This window comes from Variovorax sp. V15, assembly GCF_041154425.1.
In the GTDB taxonomy this organism is placed as follows: Bacteria; Pseudomonadota; Gammaproteobacteria; order Burkholderiales; family Burkholderiaceae_C; genus Variovorax; species Variovorax guangxiensis.
On record NZ_AP028659.1, the window covers coordinates 3,477,989 to 3,494,939 of the forward strand.

The 16,951-nt window shown below is 68.4% G+C and carries 16 protein-coding genes and 1 pseudogene; 4 read left to right on the forward strand and 13 right to left on the reverse strand.

Features of this window, described 5'->3' with window-relative positions:
• Positions 1-2: 2 nt before the first annotated feature.
• The 4 genes from ACAM57_RS16395 to ACAM57_RS16410 all read right to left on the reverse strand — a co-directional run bounded on the left by ACAM57_RS16395 (position 3) and on the right by ACAM57_RS16410 (position 4,883).
• On the reverse strand, positions 3-1,496 hold the full coding sequence (locus ACAM57_RS16395; RefSeq protein WP_369658186.1) for an MFS transporter: 1,494 nt from the start codon (positions 1,494-1,496) through the stop codon (positions 3-5).
• Positions 1,497-1,580: 84 nt separating this feature from the next.
• Positions 1,581-2,813 carry a class I SAM-dependent methyltransferase gene (locus ACAM57_RS16400; RefSeq protein WP_369658187.1) on the reverse strand — a complete coding sequence of 411 codons (1,233 nt, stop codon included), beginning with the start codon at positions 2,811-2,813 and terminating at the stop codon, positions 1,581-1,583.
• Between the two features lie 120 nt (positions 2,814-2,933).
• Positions 2,934-3,863 (reverse strand): cation diffusion facilitator family transporter, encoded by a 930-nt coding sequence (locus ACAM57_RS16405; protein WP_369658188.1) that lies wholly within the window; start codon positions 3,861-3,863, stop codon positions 2,934-2,936.
• A gap of 27 nt (positions 3,864-3,890) precedes the next feature.
• A complete protein-coding gene (locus ACAM57_RS16410; protein WP_184638033.1) occupies positions 3,891-4,883 on the reverse strand; it encodes an AraC family transcriptional regulator in 993 nt (330 codons plus the stop codon).
• A gap of 261 nt (positions 4,884-5,144) precedes the next feature.
• On the opposite strand from ACAM57_RS16410, the gene ACAM57_RS16415 reads away from it, so the two are divergent.
• Positions 5,145-6,197, forward strand: coding sequence for an aldo/keto reductase (locus ACAM57_RS16415; protein WP_369658189.1), 1,053 nt, complete (start codon positions 5,145-5,147; stop codon positions 6,195-6,197).
• Here ACAM57_RS16415 and bioD read toward each other — a convergent pair.
• From bioD to ACAM57_RS16440, 5 genes are all read right to left on the reverse strand, one after another.
• A complete protein-coding gene (bioD, locus tag ACAM57_RS16420; RefSeq protein ID WP_369658190.1) occupies positions 6,180-6,926 on the reverse strand; it encodes a dethiobiotin synthase in 747 nt (248 codons plus the stop codon). The two genes, ACAM57_RS16415 and bioD, sit on opposite strands and share 18 nt — an antisense overlap.
• On the reverse strand, positions 6,923-8,158 hold the full coding sequence (gene bioF / locus ACAM57_RS16425) for an 8-amino-7-oxononanoate synthase (RefSeq protein ID WP_369658191.1): 1,236 nt from the start codon (positions 8,156-8,158) through the stop codon (positions 6,923-6,925). Before bioF ends, bioD begins: the two co-directional genes overlap by 4 nt.
• Complete coding sequence (bioA, locus tag ACAM57_RS16430) at positions 8,142-9,527, reverse strand: adenosylmethionine--8-amino-7-oxononanoate transaminase (protein WP_369658192.1); 1,386 nt, start codon at positions 9,525-9,527, stop codon at positions 8,142-8,144. Before bioA ends, bioF begins: the two co-directional genes overlap by 17 nt.
• Positions 9,528-9,837: 310 nt before the next feature.
• Complete coding sequence (locus ACAM57_RS16435; RefSeq protein ID WP_369658193.1) at positions 9,838-10,704, reverse strand: NmrA family NAD(P)-binding protein; 867 nt, start codon at positions 10,702-10,704, stop codon at positions 9,838-9,840.
• Between the two features lie 20 nt (positions 10,705-10,724).
• Positions 10,725-11,036: a plasmid stabilization protein gene (locus ACAM57_RS16440; protein ID WP_126019609.1), complete on the reverse strand. Its 312-nt coding sequence runs from the start codon at positions 11,034-11,036 to the stop codon at positions 10,725-10,727.
• Between the two features lie 257 nt (positions 11,037-11,293).
• Between ACAM57_RS16440 and ACAM57_RS16445 the strand changes: the two genes are divergently transcribed.
• Genes ACAM57_RS16445 through ACAM57_RS16455 form a run of 3 tightly spaced genes read left to right on the forward strand, consistent with a single transcriptional unit; the run spans position 11,294 to position 12,551 of the window.
• A complete protein-coding gene (locus ACAM57_RS16445; protein WP_184638047.1) occupies positions 11,294-11,503 on the forward strand; it encodes a hypothetical protein in 210 nt (69 codons plus the stop codon).
• Positions 11,500-11,850, forward strand: a complete 351-nt coding sequence (locus ACAM57_RS16450; protein WP_240650482.1) for a four-helix bundle copper-binding protein — start codon at positions 11,500-11,502, stop codon at positions 11,848-11,850. Before ACAM57_RS16445 ends, ACAM57_RS16450 begins: the two co-directional genes overlap by 4 nt.
• Entirely contained in the window at positions 11,823-12,551 is a 729-nt protein-coding gene (locus ACAM57_RS16455; RefSeq protein WP_369658194.1) for a UdgX family uracil-DNA binding protein, read from the forward strand. Before ACAM57_RS16450 ends, ACAM57_RS16455 begins: the two co-directional genes overlap by 28 nt.
• Here ACAM57_RS16455 and ACAM57_RS16460 read toward each other — a convergent pair.
• The 4 genes and pseudogenes from ACAM57_RS16460 to ACAM57_RS16475 form a co-directional block, all read right to left on the reverse strand.
• Positions 12,445-13,137: an alpha-ketoglutarate-dependent dioxygenase AlkB gene (locus ACAM57_RS16460; protein WP_369658195.1), complete on the reverse strand. Its 693-nt coding sequence runs from the start codon at positions 13,135-13,137 to the stop codon at positions 12,445-12,447. The two genes, ACAM57_RS16455 and ACAM57_RS16460, sit on opposite strands and share 107 nt — an antisense overlap.
• A 1-nt stretch (position 13,138) precedes the next feature.
• Complete coding sequence (locus ACAM57_RS16465) at positions 13,139-13,993, reverse strand: family 16 glycosylhydrolase (RefSeq protein ID WP_369662447.1); 855 nt, start codon at positions 13,991-13,993, stop codon at positions 13,139-13,141.
• Between the two features lie 12 nt (positions 13,994-14,005).
• Positions 14,006-14,413, reverse strand: a pseudogene (locus ACAM57_RS16470) (hypothetical protein); the annotation flags it as partial.
• A gap of 181 nt (positions 14,414-14,594) precedes the next feature.
• A complete protein-coding gene (locus ACAM57_RS16475; protein ID WP_369658196.1) occupies positions 14,595-16,898 on the reverse strand; it encodes a helicase C-terminal domain-containing protein in 2,304 nt (767 codons plus the stop codon).
• Positions 16,899-16,951 lie beyond the last annotated feature (53 nt).

A 16,951-nucleotide genomic window follows, 5' to 3' on the forward strand; every position in this document is an offset into this window, starting at 1 on the left:
GGTTACTTAGGCGCGGCTTCCCCAGCTGCCACCGCCCTGCTCTCCACCAGCCCTTCCCTGGGCAGCAGCAAGGCCAGCGCAATCACTCCGAGGCTCACGACCAGCATCGCCACGAAGGTGAGGTGCAGCGATCCGCCCAGCGCGAGGCGGATGGCCGAATCGCCCGCGACGGAGCCGTGCATGCCCTGCAGCAGCATGCGCAGCTGCTCGTCGGAGAACATCGGCCGGCCATCGCTGTGCGTGAGCCCGAAGTTGAAGACCGCCCCGAAGAAGGCCGCGCCCAGCGCACTTCCGAGGTTGCGCGAGAACACGTTCGATGCGGTGGCGACACCGCGCTGCGCGAGATCGACGCCTTCCTGGATGAGGATGAGCGAGCTCAGGCTCATCACGCCCATGCCCAGGCCGATGATGAAGGAGCCCACGGCGGCAAGCACAGGCGAACTGCCGGCACCCAGCAGCACGAATGTCGAGGCACCTACGGGAATCAGCGCCGCTCCCGTCACCACCATGCGCCACAGGCCGATGCGGTGGAAGGTGCGCGAGGTCAGCGTCGCGCCGATGGGCCAGCCCAGCATGACCATCGTGAGCGTGAGGCCGGCCGTGACCGAGGAGCGTTCCAGCACCACCTGCACGTACATCGGCAGGAAGGTGGTGATGCCGATCAGCACCATGCCGGCCAGCATGGCCGCGCCGTTGACGATGGCGATCATCCGCGCGCCCCACAGGCGCAGCGACACCATCGGATCGGCCGCACGGCGCTCCTGCGCGATGAAGAGCACCAGCGTGACCGCGAAGAGCGCGGCCCACGCGAGCGCCACGCCCGAGTTGCCCACGCCGAATTCGGTGAGCGCGATCATCAGCGCCGCGATGCCGATGGTGAAGAGCACCGCGCCCACGATGTCGATGGAAGAGCGCCGCACCGAGGGCGCCTCGTGCAGGAAGAGCCAGAAGCCGACAGCAGCCGCCAGCCCGATCGGCACGTTGACCCAGAAGATCCACGCCCACGAGAGCTTCTGCACGATGAGCGCGCCGATCATCGGCCCCACCACCGCCGACACCGCCCACACGCTCGCGAGCCAGCCCTGCACCTTGCCGCGCTCGCGCACCGGGTAGAGATCACCCACGATGGTGAGCGCCACCGGCTGGATCGCGCCGGCGCCGATGCCCTGTATGAGCCGGAAGCAGATCATGGCGGGCATCGACCACGAGAAGCCCGCCAGCACCGAGCCGATGACGAAGACGGCGATGCCGACGAACATGATGGGCTTGCGGCCATAGAGGTCGGAGAGCTTGCCGAACACGACCGTCATCGCGGTCTGCGCCAGCAGGAAGGAGGCGAACACCCAGCTGTAGAGATGCAGCCCGCCCAGCTCGGAGGCGATCTGCGGCATCACCGTGGAGACGATGGTGGCTTCTATGGCCACCATCGCCATGGAGGCCATGATCGAGGCGATGACCAGTGGGCGGCTTGTTGTTCTGGGGGTCGTGGAGGTCATGAGCCGTGCATGCTATAGACGGCATGAGCCCCTGTCGCTGGCTCGGGCTCTCGGGCGCCCGCGCCGTGCGCGCTCAACCCGCGTTCAACCCGCGTTCAGCGCCGAAGTGCCGTCGTAGATGTAGCGGCGCGACCAGGGCAGCGTCTTCGCCGGCCGGCCGGCCTTGCGCCCCACGATCTGGTAGATCGCCACGTCGTCGTTCTCGAAGGCATAGGCGCAGCCCGCGAGGTACACGCGCCAGATGCGGAACTTCTCCTCGTCGACCAGCGCGCGTGCCTTCTCGCTGTTGGCCTCGTAGGCGTCGCTCCAGCAGCGCAGCGTCTGCGCGTAGTGGCGGCGCAGGTTCTCCACGTCGAAGGCTTCGAGCCCGCCCTGCTGCATGGCCTGCAGCGCGAGGCTGATGTGCGGCAGCTCGCCGTTGGGGAACACGTAGCGGTCGATGAAGTCGCCGCCGCCGTAAGACACGCCGCCGCCTTCGGGGTCGGACGAGGTGATGCCGTGGTTCATCACCACGCCGTCGTCGGCCAGCAGTTGCTGCACGCGCCTGAAGTAGTCGGGCAGGTTCTTTCGGCCCACGTGCTCGAACATGCCGACGCTGGTGATGCGGTCGAACTGGCCGGTCACGTCGCGGTAGTCCTGCAGGCGGATCTCGATGCGGTCTTCCAGGCCCGCGGCCTTCACGCGCTCGGTCGCGAGGTCGAACTGGTTCTGCGACAGCGTCACGCCCACGCAGCGCGCGCCGAACTTCTGCGCCGCGCGAATCACCAGTGCGCCCCAGCCGCAGCCGATGTCGAGCAGGGTCTGGCCCGGCTTCAGCTCGATCTTGGTGAGGATGTGGTCGATCTTCTTGAGCTGCGCGGTGGCGAGGTCTTCGTCGCCGTTCTCGAAGTAGGCGCACGAATACACCATGTTCGGATCGAGCCAGAGCTTGTAGAACTCGTTCGAGACGTCGTAGTGGTATTGAACGGACTTCTTGTCCGAGGACTTGGTGTGCGTGAAGTAGCGCGCCATGTTCTGCAGCGCGCCGCCGGGCTTGTCGACCGAGGTCCGGGCGAGGCCGTAGGCGATGTCGATCACGTCGCTGAGCTTGCCCTCGATGTCGATCTTGCTCTTGACGTAGGCCTCGCCCAGGTTGTCGAGGGTGGGCTGCAGCATCAGCGACAGCGCGGCTGGCGACTTCACGTGCAGCGTGACGGCGGGTCCGCTGAAGGTGCCGAAGTCGAAGGACTGGCCATCCCACAGGGTGAGCCGCGCCGGCAGGTTGGCGCGCTCGCGGACCGCGGCGCTCCACTGCGCCAGCTTCTTTTCCCAAAGCATGCATTTCTCCGTGTTGTTGAGTTCTCCCGCCCGGGCGGGTCGTCGCTGCAGCGCGCCAGAAGATAGCGAAGTTCGGCGAAGCCTGCATGGCCGCGACGACGCAAGAAATCGCGGCAAGTGCTACAAGGCGCCGCTGGTCTTGGCGGGAACGGGCGCCTCGCTCGCCTCGATGAAGATCCGCCTGATCATCGGGAACCGCGCACGCGCCTGCTTCTCGATGGCCGCGATGGCATCGGCCGCTTCGCCGGTGGGCGTGTCGTCCTTGAAGTTGACGTCGACGATCACGAGCACCTCGTCGGGGCCGATGTACATCGAGAGGATGTGCCCCACCTCCTCCACGCATTCCTGCTCCATGGCCATCGCGCGGATGGCGCGGGCGGTCTCGGGGCGGATGCCCTCCCCGATCAGCAGCCCGCGCGCCTGCGCGACCAGCACCACCGCCACGCCCGCCAGCAGCACGCCGATGATCACCGAGGCCACGCCGTCGAGCTCCGGCATGTTCAGCGCATGGCTCAGGTAGATGCCGAGCGCGGCGACCGCCAGGCCCACCAGCGCGGCCGAATCTTCGGCCAGCACGGTGTAGGTGGTCGGGTCCTTGCTGCGGTCGAGCGCCTGCCAGAAGGGCAATCCGCGTGCCTGCGCGCGGAACTGCCTGAGCGCGATCAGGAAGCTCGTGCCCTCGAAGAGCGCCGCCGCGGCCAGCACGACGTAGTTCCAGAACGGATCGCGCATCGGCTCCGGCTGGCGGATGTGCTGCACGCCCTCGTAGAACGACACGCCGCCGCCCAGGCCGAAGATCAGCACCGCGACGATCAGGCTCCAGAAGTAGAGCTCCTTGCCGTGCCCGAACGGATGCTCGGCCGTCGCGGGCCGCTTGCTCAGGTGCAGGCCCACCAGCAGCAGCACGCCGTTGAAGGTGTCGACCGCCGAGTGCACGCCCTCCGACAGCATCGCCGAGCTGCCGGTAATGCCCGCGACGACGAACTTGGTGGCAGCGATCGCCACGTTGGCGCCGATGGCGCCGTAGATGGCGATCTTCGATTCAGCCACGCGGCGCAGCTCCGCGTGCCGACAGGTTCACGCAGCCTCCATGGAAGCCGCGCCCATCGCGTCGTTGCCCGCCTCGCCCAGCCAGCGGCGCTTGTCGCGCAGCGGCGGCGCGCCGAACATGCGGCCGTACTCGCGGGCGAACTGAGAGGTGCTCTCGTAGCCCACGCTGTGCGCGGCGCTCGCCACGTCGGCGCCCGCGATCAGCATCTGCCGACGGGCCTCCTGCAGGCGCAGCTGCTTCTGGTACTGCAGCGGGCTCATCGCGGTCACGGCCTTGAAGTGATGGTGGAACGACGACACGCTCATGTGCACCGCGCGCGCCATGTCTTCCACGCGCAGCGACTGGGCGTAGTTCATGCGCAGTGCGCTGATGGCCTTGGTGATGCGCTGCGTGTGGCTGTCCTGCAGGGCGATCTGCCGCAGCCGCGCGCCCTCGCCGTTGACCAGCAGGCGGTACATGATCTCGCGCTTGATCAGCGGCGCCACGATGGGCACGTCTTCCGGCGTGTCGAGCAGCCGCAGCAGGCGCAGCACCGGCTCCAGCACCGGCATGGCGATGCGGTTGACGTACATGCCGCGCGAGGCCGGCGCATTGGCCTTGGCCGGCAGCTTCTCGTCGCCGATGAGGTCGCCGATCTCGTCGATGGCCAGTTCGAGCCGCACGCCCAGGTAGGGCTCGTCCTCGCTCTTCACGCACACCTGGCCGCACACGGGCAGGTCGACGGAGGTCACGAGGTAGTGCATCGGGTCGTACACGTAGATGTCATCGCCCACGATGATGCGCTTGGAGCCCTGTGCGATCAGCCCCAGCGCGGGGGACGCGAAGCCGTGCTTGGGCCCTTCGGGCTTGCGGATGCAGAACACCTGCAGGCCGGGTACCGCGGTGACGACGGTGCCTTCCTGCCCCTGCGTGATGTGCTCGATGAGCGCCACGAGCTGCTTGCGGGCTTCTTCGAGTTCGGGTTCGAGCGGCATCGGCTGTGCGATGGCGGCGGCGATTTCGGGTGTTTCGTCGGACATGTTTCTGGAGCCTTGTCGCGATGGGGAGCCGCGGAAACGACCGCACGGCCCCTGGAGGAATGAGCGAGCGGAAGCTTAGCGCTCCTCCCGCCGCTTCGCACGCCCCGCGCGGGAGGTCTGGAGAATCAGGCAAATACTTTGCAGGAACGCACTCGCCGCGGGACGGACGGCGGCGGGATACTTTTTCCCGCGGATCGAGCCTTTGACTCTTTCTTCTTCATCCTTTCTTTCTTCGGCCTCTTCCCACAAAGGAACCTCTCCATGCAATACCGCAAGTTCGGCCGCACCGGCCTTTTCGTTTCCGAACTCTGCCTGGGCACCATGACCTTCGGCGGCTCCTCCGGCATCTGGGGACAGATCGGCAACCTGCAGCAGTCGGAGGCCGAAGGCCTGATCGGCCGCTCGCTGGATGCCGGCATCAACTTCATCGACACGGCCGACGTGTATTCGGAAGGTCAGTCGGAAGTCATCACCGGCCAGGCGCTGAAGAACCTCAAGGTGCCGCGCGACAGCTTCGTGCTGGCCACCAAGGTGCTGGGCGAGACCGGCAGCAAAGGCGTCAACTCGGCCGGCGCCTCGCGCTTCCACATCATGGATGGCGTCAAGGCCAGCCTGCGGCGCCTGCAGCTCGACCACATCGACCTCTACCAGATCCACGGCTTCGACCCGGTCACGCCCATCGAGGAGACCGTGCACGCGCTCGACAACCTGGTGCGCCAGGGCCACGTGCGCTACGTGGGCGTGTCGAACTGGGCCGCCTGGCAGATCGCCAAGGCCCTGGGCATCGCCGAGCGCGACCGGCTGGCACGCTTCGAATCGCTGCAGGCCTACTACACCATCGCCGGGCGCGACCTGGAGCGCGAGCTGGTGCCGCTGCTGCGCAGCGAGAACGTCGGCCTGATGGTGTGGAGCCCGCTCGCGGGCGGCCTGCTCAGCGGCAAGTACGGCCGCAACGCCGAGGCAGAGAAAGGCAGCCGCCGCACCAGCTTCGACTTTCCGCCGGTGAACGTCGAACGCGCCTACGACTGCATCGACGTGATGCGCGGGCTGGCCGAGTCGCGCGGCGTGTCGGTGGCGCAGATCGCGCTGGCGTGGCTGCTGCACCAGCAGGTGGTGACCAGCGTGATCATCGGCGCCAAGCGCGTCGAGCAACTGGACGACAACATCGCCGCCACCGCCATCAAGCTCACGGCCGACGAACTTGCCACGCTGGACAAGGTGAGCGCGCTGCCGGCCGAGTACCCCGGCTGGATGCTGGAGCGCCAGGGCGGCGTGCGCGGCAAGCGGCTTGCGGAATCAGGCCTGCGCGGCTGAGGTCTCCTCGGGCGATGCGGCTCGGCGCGCGGCATGTGCCGCCGTCGCCCGCAGCGCGCGCAGGTCGATGTGGCGGGCCGCGCTGGATGCGTCGGGCTTCTCCAGGTGCGGCACGATGCCGAGCAAGGGCGCGCCAAGCCGCGCGCGCAGCGTCTGCAGATTGGCCTGCGGCGCGAGCATCGACGGATCGACCATGCTCGCCACCCAGCCCGCCAGCACCAGCCCGCGCGCGCGGATCGCCTCGGCGCTCAGCAGCGCGTGGTTGAGGCAGCCCAGCCGCAGCCCCACCACCAGGATCACAGGCAGTTTCAGAGCCACGGCCAGGTCGGCGCTGTCGAGGTCGTCGCCGAAGGGCACGCAGAAGCCGCCCACGCCCTCGACCACCACCGCGTCGGCGCGGGCCGAGAGCTCTTCGAAGGCCGACAGAAGCGGCTGCAGCGTGATGCTCACGCCCTCCTGCCTTGCCGCGAGATGCGGCGACATCGGTGCGCGCAGCAGATAGGGGCAGCGCAGCTCCAGCGGTGCATCGACGTTGCCGGCGGCATGCAACTGCTCCACGTCCTCGTTGCGCCAGGCGCCGTCGACCTCTTCGAGGCCAGCCGCCACCGGCTTCATGCCGGCCGCGCGCAGGCCCGATCCGGCCAGCAGGCTCAGCATGGCGCTGCTGACGAGCGTCTTGCCGATGCCGGTGTCGGTGCCGGTGACGAACCAGCGGCGCTGCTGCGTCATGCCGTCTCCGTCAACTGCTGGCTGGCGAGGGCCTCGCCCAGCGCATCGACCAGCCGCGCGACATCGGCCTCCGTGTGGCTGGCCGACAGCGCAATACGCAGCCGCGCCGTGCCCGCCGGCACTGTCGGCGGGCGGATCGCGCCGACGCGCAACCCGTGCGCATTGAGTTGCGCCGTGGTCAGCATCGCGCGCGCGTTGTCGCCCACGATCAGCGGCTGGATCGCGGTTGGCGAATCGGGCAGCCACGCACTGCCGTCCGCCGGCAGCACAGCCTCCAGCCCCAGGCGAAGCTGGGCGATGCGCTCCTTCAGTTGCGCACGGCGCTGCGCGCCCTCCTCGCCCCCGATCAGCGCCAGGCTCGCAAGCAGCGCGTGCGCGACGGCCGGCGGCGCCGCCGTGGTGAAGATGTACGGCCGCGCGCGCTGCACCAGGTAGTCGATGACCGTGCGATGCGCCGCCACGAAGGCCCCCGACACGCCCGCCGCCTTGCCCAGCGTGCCGACCAGCACCAGCCGCTGCGAATGCAGGCCCAGTGCCTCGGGCACGCCGCGCCCGGTATCGCCTAGCACGCCGAAGCCGTGCGCATCGTCGATCACCAGCCAGGCATCGTGCTTCTCGGCCAGCGCGAGCAGCGCGGCCACTGGCGCGATGTTGCCGTCCATGCTGAACACCGCGTCGCTCACGATGAGCTTCAACGGCGCGTAGCAGGCGGCGAGCTGCACGTCGAGCGCGGCCACGTCGCAGTGCGCGTAGCGCTCCACGCGCGCCTTGGCCAGCCGAGCCCCGTCGATCAGCGAGGCGTGGTTGAGCGACTCCGAGAAGATGACGGCATCCGCCCCGCCGAGCGCCGACAGCACCGCGAGGTTGGCCATGTAGCCGGTGCAGAAGAACAGGCTGCGCGCCTCCGGGATGAAGGGCGACATCCAGCCGGCGAGTGTTTCCTCGAGCTGGGCGTGCGCGCGCGAGTGCCCGAGGATCAGGTGCGAGCCGCCGCTGCCCGTGCCGTACAGCGCGGCGCCTTCAGCCCATGCCTTCGCCAGCGCGGGATGGGCCGCGAGCCCGAGGTAGTCGTTGCTGCTGAAGCAGAGCATGGTGCGCGCTGCGCTGCTGCCGGCCAGCGTCAGCGTCTGCAGCGGCGCGCAGGCTGTTTCGGCGATCTGCCTGCGGCGGCGCAGCGACTGGGCGTCGAGCGCGTCGATCTCGCCCTGCAGGCGGTCAAGCAAGCGCGACATCGCGGGCTCCTTCCTGCCTCGGATTCGTGGTCAGCACGGCATCCAGCGTGGCGAGCGTGCCGTCGACCAGCAGGTCGATCTCGCCGTCGCCGATGGCGTACGGCGGCATCAGGTACACGGTGTTGCCGATGGGCCGCATCAGCAGCCCCTGCGCGCGCGCCGCGAGGTGGAAACGCTCGGCGAAGCGGGCACCGGGCTCGCGCACGTCGAAGGCGGTGATCATCCCGCGCTGCCGCAGATGGTCGACCGCGCGGCCTTCGAGTACGCCGCTCAACCGCTGCAGCAGGCGCTGCGCCCTGCCCCGGTTGCGCCGCAAGGCGTCCTCGGCCTCGAACAGGTCCAGCGTCGCCAGCGCCGCGCGGCAGGCCAGCGCATTGCCGGTGTAGGAATGCGAATGCAGGAAGCTGCGCGCCGCGTCGTCGTCGATGAAGGCGTCGTGGATGGCGTCGCGCGCCATCACCAGCGCCAGCGGCAGGTAGCCGCCGCTGATGCCCTTCGAGAGGCAGAGAAAGTCGGGCCAGATGCCTGCCTGCTCGCAGGCGAAGAAGCTGCCGGTACGCCCGCAGCCCACCGCGATCTCGTCGGCGATGAGGTGCACGCCATGCCGGTCGCAAAGCGCGCGCACGCGGCGCAGGTATTCGGGGTCGTGCATCGCCATGCCGGTGGCGCACTGCACCAGCGGCTCGACGATCACGGCGGCGATGGTGTCGTGCTGTTCGGCCAGCAGCGCTTCGAGTTCGGCGGCGGCGCGGCTGGCGGCATCGGCCGCGCTCTCGCCCGCAGCGGCATTGCGCGCGTCGGGCGAGGCCACCAGATGCGCGTTCGCGAGCAATGGCGCATAGGCGTCGCGGAACACCGGCACGTCGGTCACGTGCAGCGCACCCAGCGTTTCGCCGTGGTAGCCGTGCTTCAGTGCGACGAAGCACCGCTTGTCGCCGCGGCCGGCATTGCGCCAGAAATGAAAGCTCATCTTCAGCGCGATCTCCACTGCCGAGGCGCCGTCGGACGCATAGAAGCAATGCCCGAGCGCGCCACCCGTGAGCGCGGAGAGCCGCTGCGCCAACTCCACCGCCGGCGCATGGGTGCAGCCTGCGAGCATCACGTGCGAAAGCGTGTCGAGTTGCTGCTTCAGCGCGGCGTTGATTGCCGGATGCGCATGTCCGAACAGGTTGACCCACCACGAGCTGGTGGCGTCCATGTAGCGCCGGCCCTCCTGGTCGATGAGCCACACGCCCTCGCCGCGGGCGATGGGCAGCGGCGGCACCGCTTCGAGCCGGATGCTCTGCGTGCACGGATGCCACACATGTCGCCGGCTGCGCTGTTGCAGGTCGGCGTTGGAAGATGAGGAAAAAGCAGTTGTCGGAGGCACCCGCGCGGTCCTTTCGTGAGGGCAAGGCGCGGGATCGTATCGACGCGTTCAGGGGGCGGCAAACCGCTCTCAAGCGTGTGAAATGAAGGCCGGTTCAGCGACGTTCCGCGGCGTAGCGCCTGCGTTCGGAGCAACGTCGTGGAACAAGCCGGCTTCTTGCCTTCTCGGCCGCATGGCCGGAAAGCGCAAGTTGTCCGGCTGACGCCAGAAACAGGTCACGAATGTCCGGTTCTCGGGACTCGGCGGCGAAGCGCGCGAATTTCGGACATCCGTCGTGGCCGGTTTCAGCAGTCCTCGCGGACCGCCTGACTCAGCCCGAACTCTTGTTCACCAGCCTGCCGATGTAATCGCGCAGCGAGATCGTCCCGCGCACCGGCTTGCTGGCCGGTTCGTAATGCTGGTCCATCGTGGCGCGCGTCATCGCGGCATAAGACTTCGCAGCGGCGTCCGAGAAGCCCAGCTGCCCGAAGGCCTGCTCCAGCTGTTCGCGCGGCGTCTCCACCACTTCGACCGGCTTTCCGAGCGCCTCGGAGAAAGCCCGCGCCACGTCGCCTGGCGAATAGCGCTCGGGCCCTTCGACGTGGTGCGGCCCCGACGATTCGGCGGGGCCCAGCATCAGCTTCGCGGCGTACTGGCCGAGGTCGTGCGGCGCCACCATGGGCAGCGTGAAGTCGGCGGGGAACATGCTGTGGACCTTGCCTTCCTTGCGCGCGGTTTCCAGCGCGGTGTCCCAGTTGCTCATGTAGTACGCGGCTCGGAGCGCGCTGAACGGCACCGAGCCCTCGGCGAGCGCCTGTTCCAGGTCGTACAGCACGCTGAGGTCGCCGATGCCTTCGCCCGGCTGCGCGCCGTAGGCCGATTCGGCGACGATCTTCTCGAGCTTGCAGCCTTCGAGCGCCGAAACGATGGCGCGCACACTCCTGTGCTCCTCGGCCACCGTGTCCGAAGACGGCGGCGCGGGAGGATTCAGCACGAACACGCGCTTTCCGCCCCTGAACACTTGGTGCAGCGCGTGTGTGTCGAACACGTCGACCTGCGCCACGTGCGCGCCTTTGGTACGAAGCGCCTCGGCCTTGTGCGCGTCGCGCGTGACCACCGTGACCGGCTCGCTGCGTTCGAGCAAGGCTTGCGCCAGCGCCGAGCCGACGTGGCCGGTCGCTCCCGGGATGATGTGCATCGTCAGCCTCCGCGTTCCGTTCAGCCGCGCTTCTCGGCGTTGCGCTTGCGCGTGGCGGCGGCCTTCTTCGCGGAGGCCGATCGTTCGGCCGCGGTGCGGTGCGCCGCGGCCGCACCGCCCAGCTTTCCGCCCTTGCGCGAAGGCCCGTGGTTCTCGGCCTTGCCGCGGCCACCACCGCTCTTCTTGCCACCGCCGGTCTCGGCGTTCACCGTGGCCCACGCGCGGCGCTCAGCCTCGCCCTTGCCGACGCCGCGATGCTCGTAGCCCTTCTCTATGTGCTCGGCCTGCCGCTTCTGCTTGTCCGTGTAGGACGACTTGTCGCCTCTTGGCATGTGGTGCTCCTGCAGTTGGTTGAGGAGCTTTCATGCTGGGCGCGGCATATGCGCCGTGGGTAAGAAGACGGTCATGCCGGGCGTCGGCGTTGTCCGGCGTTGCTGATTGCCTACTCGGGCCTGACCAGGAAGCCGGCTTGCCCTCCGGGGACGACGCGCGGGGTCGGCCCATTCCCACATGCATGCCTCGCGGGACACAGCAGAAAGACCATGACGAGCAGTTTTTCAACCCGTTCTTTCGAAGGAGTTCCGTCCCCATGACATCCCCCAAACAGACCCCGCACCAGAATCCCGACGCCGTCACCACCGACGAGCACGACAGCTTGCCCACGCAGCACAACAAGGCCGGCAACCAGCCGGCCACCCCGAAGAACGAGCCGCGGCGCACGCCCGAGAGCCGCAGCGACCGCGAGAGCCACGTAGGCGGCAGCAATCAGCTGCAGGCCCGCCGCGGAGGTGCGCAATGACCACCGCGGCACTGAACACGAGCGACGCCATGGATCGCTGCATCGCGGCGTGCAATGACTGCGCGCTGGCGTGCAATCGCTGCGCGGCCGCCTGCCTGGCTGAAGGCAGGAGCGGCATGGCGCGTTGCATCGCGCTGGATATCGACTGCGCCGCGGCTTGCGCCTTCGCCGCTGCCGTGATGGCGCGCGGCGGCGAGAACATCGTTGTCACATGCGGCATGTGCGCCGAGATCTGCCAGCGCTGTGCCGCCGAATGCGGCAGCCATGACATGGACCACTGCCAGCGCTGCGCCGAAGCCTGCCGGCAGTGCGAGACCGAATGCCGGAGCATGGCGGCGGCCGCCTGAGCAGCCAGGGCGGCATGCGCGGCCGACGGATTTCCGTGCGCGACGCGCAAGCCGGGCTGCGCACGCTCTCCAGAGCGACCGACGCGTGCCGCGAATGCCCCATCGGGCAGTACGCGACGCAGTCGGTGTTCGGCGAATGCCCGGTACGGCCGGTGCTGATGGTGGTCGGCGAGCAGCCCGGCGACAAGGAAGACCTTGCCGGCCGCCCTTTCGTCGGCCCGGCCGGCAGGCTCTTCGACCGGGCGGTGGCGCAACTGGGCTGGTCGCGCGAGAAGCTGTACGTGACCAACGCCGTCAAGCACTTCAAGTACGAGTGGCGCGGCAAGCGGCGAATGCACAAGACGCCGGGGCAGCGCGAAGCCGAGGCCTGCCATCACTGGCTGGAAAGCGAACTGGAGCTGGTGCGGCCCCACGCCATCGTGGCGCTGGGCGCCGTGGCGGCCCGATCGCTGCTCGGGCGCCCGGTGGCCGTGACCAGGTTGCGCGGCCAGTGGCTTGAAGACCCGGCGGGCCGGCGCGTGCTGGTCACGCTGCATCCCTCGGCGCTGCTGCGTGGCGACCCTGCGCAGCGCGAATCGGCGTGGGAAGCGTGGATCAGCGACCTGTCGGCGGCAGCCCCGCTGTTCGCGCCGCGGAAGAACGAGAAGAAGGGGAAGGCGCGGGAGCAGTCCGGACACGATGAGCCCGCGTACGCAGGGTGATGGAGTAGCGCAGCGCCTCGGTCGGCGCGATCGCGTGCTGCCATGCCCATCGCGCCGGCCCGCGCAGCAGGTACACGGAGCGCGGCTCGATCAGGAATTCAAGCGTGACCGGCCCCGACGCCGCCGCGCCCGGCACGTAGGGCCTGAACTGCATCACGGCGTCGTTGTTCAGCGAAACGCCGACGATGTCCTCGAAATCGGGCACGTCGCGATGCCAGCCCAACGGCGTGCCGGGGCGGTATTCGGCGATCAGCATGTGCGTGAGTTCTTCGGGCGCGATGCCGGCCCAGGCCGCCGCCTTGTCGCGAAGCGGATGCAACTCCGGAGGCAGCGGTGCGCCGGGCTTCAGGCGGTTGGTGTCGAAGTCGTAGCTGCCGCCGAAGCTCGTGCCCCTGCGGCGGGCGGTGTATTCCTTGTAGCGCATTTCCTTGAGCGGAAGGGCCTGCACGATGGCCAGCAGGCCGGCCTCCTCCTCGCGCGACAGGAATCCGTTCTCGTAGCGAAGCCCTTCGATGGCAGCCACCGGCGCCTCGCCGAACAGGTCGGGCTGTCCGGCGTGTTCGAGGCGTCTGGTGGCGCGCGTCATCTCAGGCGGCCTGCCAGACGCGGACCCAGTCGACTTCCATGGTCGCGTTCGTGCCGGCGCCCAAGGGGCCGTAGCCGCTGGAAGGAATATTGCCTGCCCAGTCGTTGTCCTTGATCTCGCAGGTGAGCTTGATGTACTGGTTGCTCAGCGACACGCCCTCCTTGATGGTCGCGTAGGGTGTCGCCGCGCCGTCGAGGTAGAACTCGTAGCCCTCCGGGGTCCACAGCAGGCCCACGGTGTGCCACTCGGAAAACGACTGGCCTGCCGGCAGCTGCTGCTGGCCGGTGTTGCGGCTGATGGTCTTGCCTATCTCGTAGCCGTTCCAGTGCACTGCGCCCGAGAACTGTTTGCTGACGTCGACGCCTGTTTCGGACGCTTTGCCGGTGCCGCGGACCGCCCGGTGCTCGATGATGTCCACCTCCACCCCGGGGGCAGGATCGGGCGGCGTGGCCGCCTTGTTCGCATTGGACATCAGCCAGAACGCGCTCCACTGCCCCGGCTTCGATGCGAAGCGCACGCGTGCCTCGATGTAGCCGAAGCGGAATTCGTAGAGCCGGGCCGTGCGCAGGAAACCGGTGTGATGGGTGCCGGCCGAAGGGTCGGTGTAGGTCGAGATCTTCAGGACGCTGTCCGCCACCGTGGCGGCTTCGGGCGTCTGGACCGCGTTGGCGCGCACGCCGGTGACCGCGGCCCATTTGGCGGGGTCGAGCGCGCTGCCTTCGAACTCGTCGTGCCACGCGAGCCGATAGTCCCTGGCCGACTCCGGCACCAGCGCGACTTCGAATTTGCGGCTCGATCTGGCTTCGCCGCCGGCGGTACGGACGATGATTTCCGCGTCCTTTGCCGAATCGGGCACGAAAACCGAAATCTGGTTCGGAGAATCGACGCTGAGCCTGGTCGCAACGACCTCTCCAAAACAAACCGAAGCACTCGAGTCGAATTCGGCGCCGCTGATGACAATTACCTTGCCTCGCTTTTCCAGGCTCGGAGAAAAGGAATGGATGACCGGGCTTTTTACCAGGGCCGGCATTGCGGCCGCTGGCGGTGCGGCGGAAGACTCGGGTGAAATCGGACCCGCAGGATTTGCCGAGGCAGGCAGCAGGGCTGAGAGATTGGAGGTGCTGGCCGCTCCACTGCCTCCATCACCACCGCCGCCGCAAGCGCCTATGACCGAAGTGCCCAGGAGCGCCGTGGCTGCCTGCGCACCCTTTTGCAGGAATTGCCTGCGCGATTTTTCAGGAATGGCTGATTGTTCGATCGGGCGATCTGATTGCATGGAATTTTCTCCTCATTGAATTCGGTTTTTAATTCTAGATTCGCCCAAAAGTTTACAATTCAGTCCAGCAATTGAATTGAGTTCTCCTCTGAGATGTTTTTCAATTGAGAGCGCGCCAGGCCCCAATAGTTTGCAATTGCGCCCGCCCGAAGGCGAATTCCTCCGGCCGGCACCCATCGCATCAGTCCTTCACCATTCGCACGTCCCACCAGCGCGGCAGCAGCTCACGGATCTCGGCGCGTGCGAAGCGGTCGTCCAGCAGGTGCAGCACGCCCTGGTCTTCCTCGGTACGAATGACGCGGCCGGCGGCCTGCACCACTTTCTGCAGGCCGGGGTAGAGGTACGTGTACTCGTAGCCCTTGCCGAAGCGCGCCTGCATGCGCTCGCGCGTGATCTCGTTGAGTTCGTTGTATTGGGGCAGGCCCAGGCTGGCCACGAAGGCGCCGATCAGGCGGCTGCCCGGCAGGTCGATGCCCTCGCCGAAAGCGCCGCCCAGCACCGCGAAGCCGACGCCCTGCCCACCCTCTTCGAATCGCGCCACGAAGCCTTGGCGTTCGGCCTCTCGCATGCCGCGCGTCTGGGTCCACACGGGAACGCCGGGGTGCCGCAGCGAGAAGGCGGCGCAGGCCTTCTCCAGGTAGTCGAAGCTGCTGAAGAAGGCCAGGTAGTTGCCCGGCAGGCGCTCGAACTGGGCGCCGATGATGTCGGCCACGTTGCGCAGCGAGCCCGCGCGGTCTCGAAAGCGCGTCGACACGTGCATCGCCACCTCGACGCGCAGCTGCGTGCTGTGGAATGGCGAGGCCACGTCCAGCAGCGCGGCGTCCTCGGGCATGCCGAGGGCGTCGCGGTAGAACCCGAAGGGTGACAGCGTGCCCGAGAAGCAGGTGACCGAAGCCGCTTCCGCGAAGCGGTTCTGCAGGAAAGGCGCCGGCACCAGGTTGCGGATGGCCAGGCGGCGCGCCTGCTGCGTGGCACCCAGCGTGCGCTCGAACACCGAGTGGTCGCCGAAGGCTTCGGCCAGCCGCGCGAAGTGCAGCGCGTCGAAGAAGAAGCGCTGCAGCGGCCCCTGCGAGGCCTCGGGCGTGGCCGCGAAGTGCTCGGCCATGGCGGTGTTGGCGGCCTGCAGGGTACGCAGGAAGCGCTCGGGGATCTCGTCGGCGGTTTCGTAGCCGGCCTGCTGCGACTGCTGCACCGTGTCCCACTCGCGGAACACCCGCGCGAGCGGGCCGCGCAGCACGGCGGGGGCTGCGCGGTGGGCCTCCTCGAGCGCGCCGCCGTCGAGCTCGGCCGTGTACATGCCGCGCGCGCGTTCGAGCAGGTTGTGGGCTTCGTCGACCAGCACCGCGGCACGCCAGTCGTCTTCGCGCATGGTGGCGTAGAGAAAGGCGCTGCTGTCGAAGTAGTAGTTGTAGTCGCCGACGACGGCATCGGCCCAGTGCGCCATCTCCTGGGCCAGGAAATAGGGGCAGACCTCGTGCGCGAGGCCGATGTCGCGCAGCGCCTCGCGGTCCAGCCACGCCATCTGTGCGGCCTGCTCGCGCGCGGCGGGCAGGCGGTCGTAGAAGCCCCGGGCGAGCGGGCATGCGTCGCTGTGGCAGGCGCGGTCGGGGTACTCGCAGACCTTCTCGCGCGCCGCGAGCTCGAGCACGCGCAGCCTGCCCTGCCCCCGGCCCTTGTCGAGCACGCGCAGCGCATCGAGCGCCACGGGCCTGCCCGAGGTCTTGGCCGTGAGGAAGAACAGCTTGTCGATCCTGCGGGCCGCACGGGCCTTCAGCAACGGGAAGATGGTGGCCAGCGTCTTGCCGATGCCGGTGGGCGCCTGCGCCATGAGGCAGCGCCCGCCCGCACCGGCGCGGTAGACGGCCTCCGCAAGTTCGCGCTGCCCGGCGCGGAAGCTGCCGTACGGGAATTCCAGCCCGGCCAGCGTGCCGTCGAGCGCGGCACGGTGAGCAGCCTCGCTCGCGGCCCAGGCGGCGTAGCGGCCGCACAGCAGCTCGAAATGCTCGCGCAGGGCCTCTCGGGTGTGATGCTCCTCCAGCACGGTCTCGTCGCCCGTGGCGAGGTCGAGGTAGACCAGCGCCACCACCATCTCGTCGTGGCCGTCGCGCTCGCACAGCATCCAGCCGTAGGTGCGGGCCTGCGCCCAGTGCAGCGCGCGGTGGTTGCCGCGGATGGCGTCGAAGTCGCCCCGGAAGGTCTTGATCTCCTCGACCCTGGCCCGGTGGAATTCGTAGCCGTCGGCACGGCCGCGCACGTGAACCGCGCCGCAGGTGGCTTCGAGCGCGACCTCGCACTCGTATTCGCCGCCGCGCCGGTGCTGAACCAGCGCATGCCCGGCCATGCCTTCGAGCGCGCTGGGCGCGGGCACGAAGCGCAGGTCGAGGTCGCCTGCCTTCGCGCCGAAGGCGCACAGGGCCTTGACCGACACTACGTGCCTGGCAACGGCGGGAGCCGCGTCTTGCGGCTTGAAGGGTTCGGAGCCCATCTGGCGTTTACTGTATGAAATAACAGTATAACGAGGCACTCCACCCTGCGCGC

Excerpts from the sequence above, each read along its gene's own strand:
- ACAM57_RS16395 (WP_369658186.1), bottom strand. The coding sequence starts at position 1,496 with ATGACCTCCACGACCCCCAGAACAACAAGCCGCCCACTGGTCATCGCC.
- ACAM57_RS16400 (WP_369658187.1), bottom strand. The coding sequence starts at position 2,813 with ATGCTTTGGGAAAAGAAGCTGGCGCAGTGGAGCGCCGCGGTCCGCGAG.
- ACAM57_RS16410 (WP_184638033.1), bottom strand. The coding sequence starts at position 4,883 with ATGTCCGACGAAACACCCGAAATCGCCGCCGCCATCGCACAGCCGATG.
- ACAM57_RS16415 (WP_369658189.1), top strand. The coding sequence starts at position 5,145 with ATGCAATACCGCAAGTTCGGCCGCACCGGCCTTTTCGTTTCCGAACTC.
- bioD (WP_369658190.1), bottom strand. The coding sequence starts at position 6,926 with ATGACGCAGCAGCGCCGCTGGTTCGTCACCGGCACCGACACCGGCATC.
- bioF (WP_369658191.1), bottom strand. The coding sequence starts at position 8,158 with ATGTCGCGCTTGCTTGACCGCCTGCAGGGCGAGATCGACGCGCTCGAC.
- ACAM57_RS16435 (WP_369658193.1), bottom strand. The coding sequence starts at position 10,704 with ATGCACATCATCCCGGGAGCGACCGGCCACGTCGGCTCGGCGCTGGCG.
- ACAM57_RS16440 (WP_126019609.1), bottom strand. The coding sequence starts at position 11,036 with ATGCCAAGAGGCGACAAGTCGTCCTACACGGACAAGCAGAAGCGGCAG.
- ACAM57_RS16445 (WP_184638047.1), top strand. The coding sequence starts at position 11,294 with ATGACATCCCCCAAACAGACCCCGCACCAGAATCCCGACGCCGTCACC.
- ACAM57_RS16450 (WP_240650482.1), top strand. The coding sequence starts at position 11,500 with ATGACCACCGCGGCACTGAACACGAGCGACGCCATGGATCGCTGCATC.
- ACAM57_RS16455 (WP_369658194.1), top strand. The coding sequence starts at position 11,823 with ATGCCGGAGCATGGCGGCGGCCGCCTGAGCAGCCAGGGCGGCATGCGC.
- ACAM57_RS16460 (WP_369658195.1), bottom strand. The coding sequence starts at position 13,137 with ATGACGCGCGCCACCAGACGCCTCGAACACGCCGGACAGCCCGACCTG.
- ACAM57_RS16475 (WP_369658196.1), bottom strand. The coding sequence starts at position 16,898 with ATGGGCTCCGAACCCTTCAAGCCGCAAGACGCGGCTCCCGCCGTTGCC.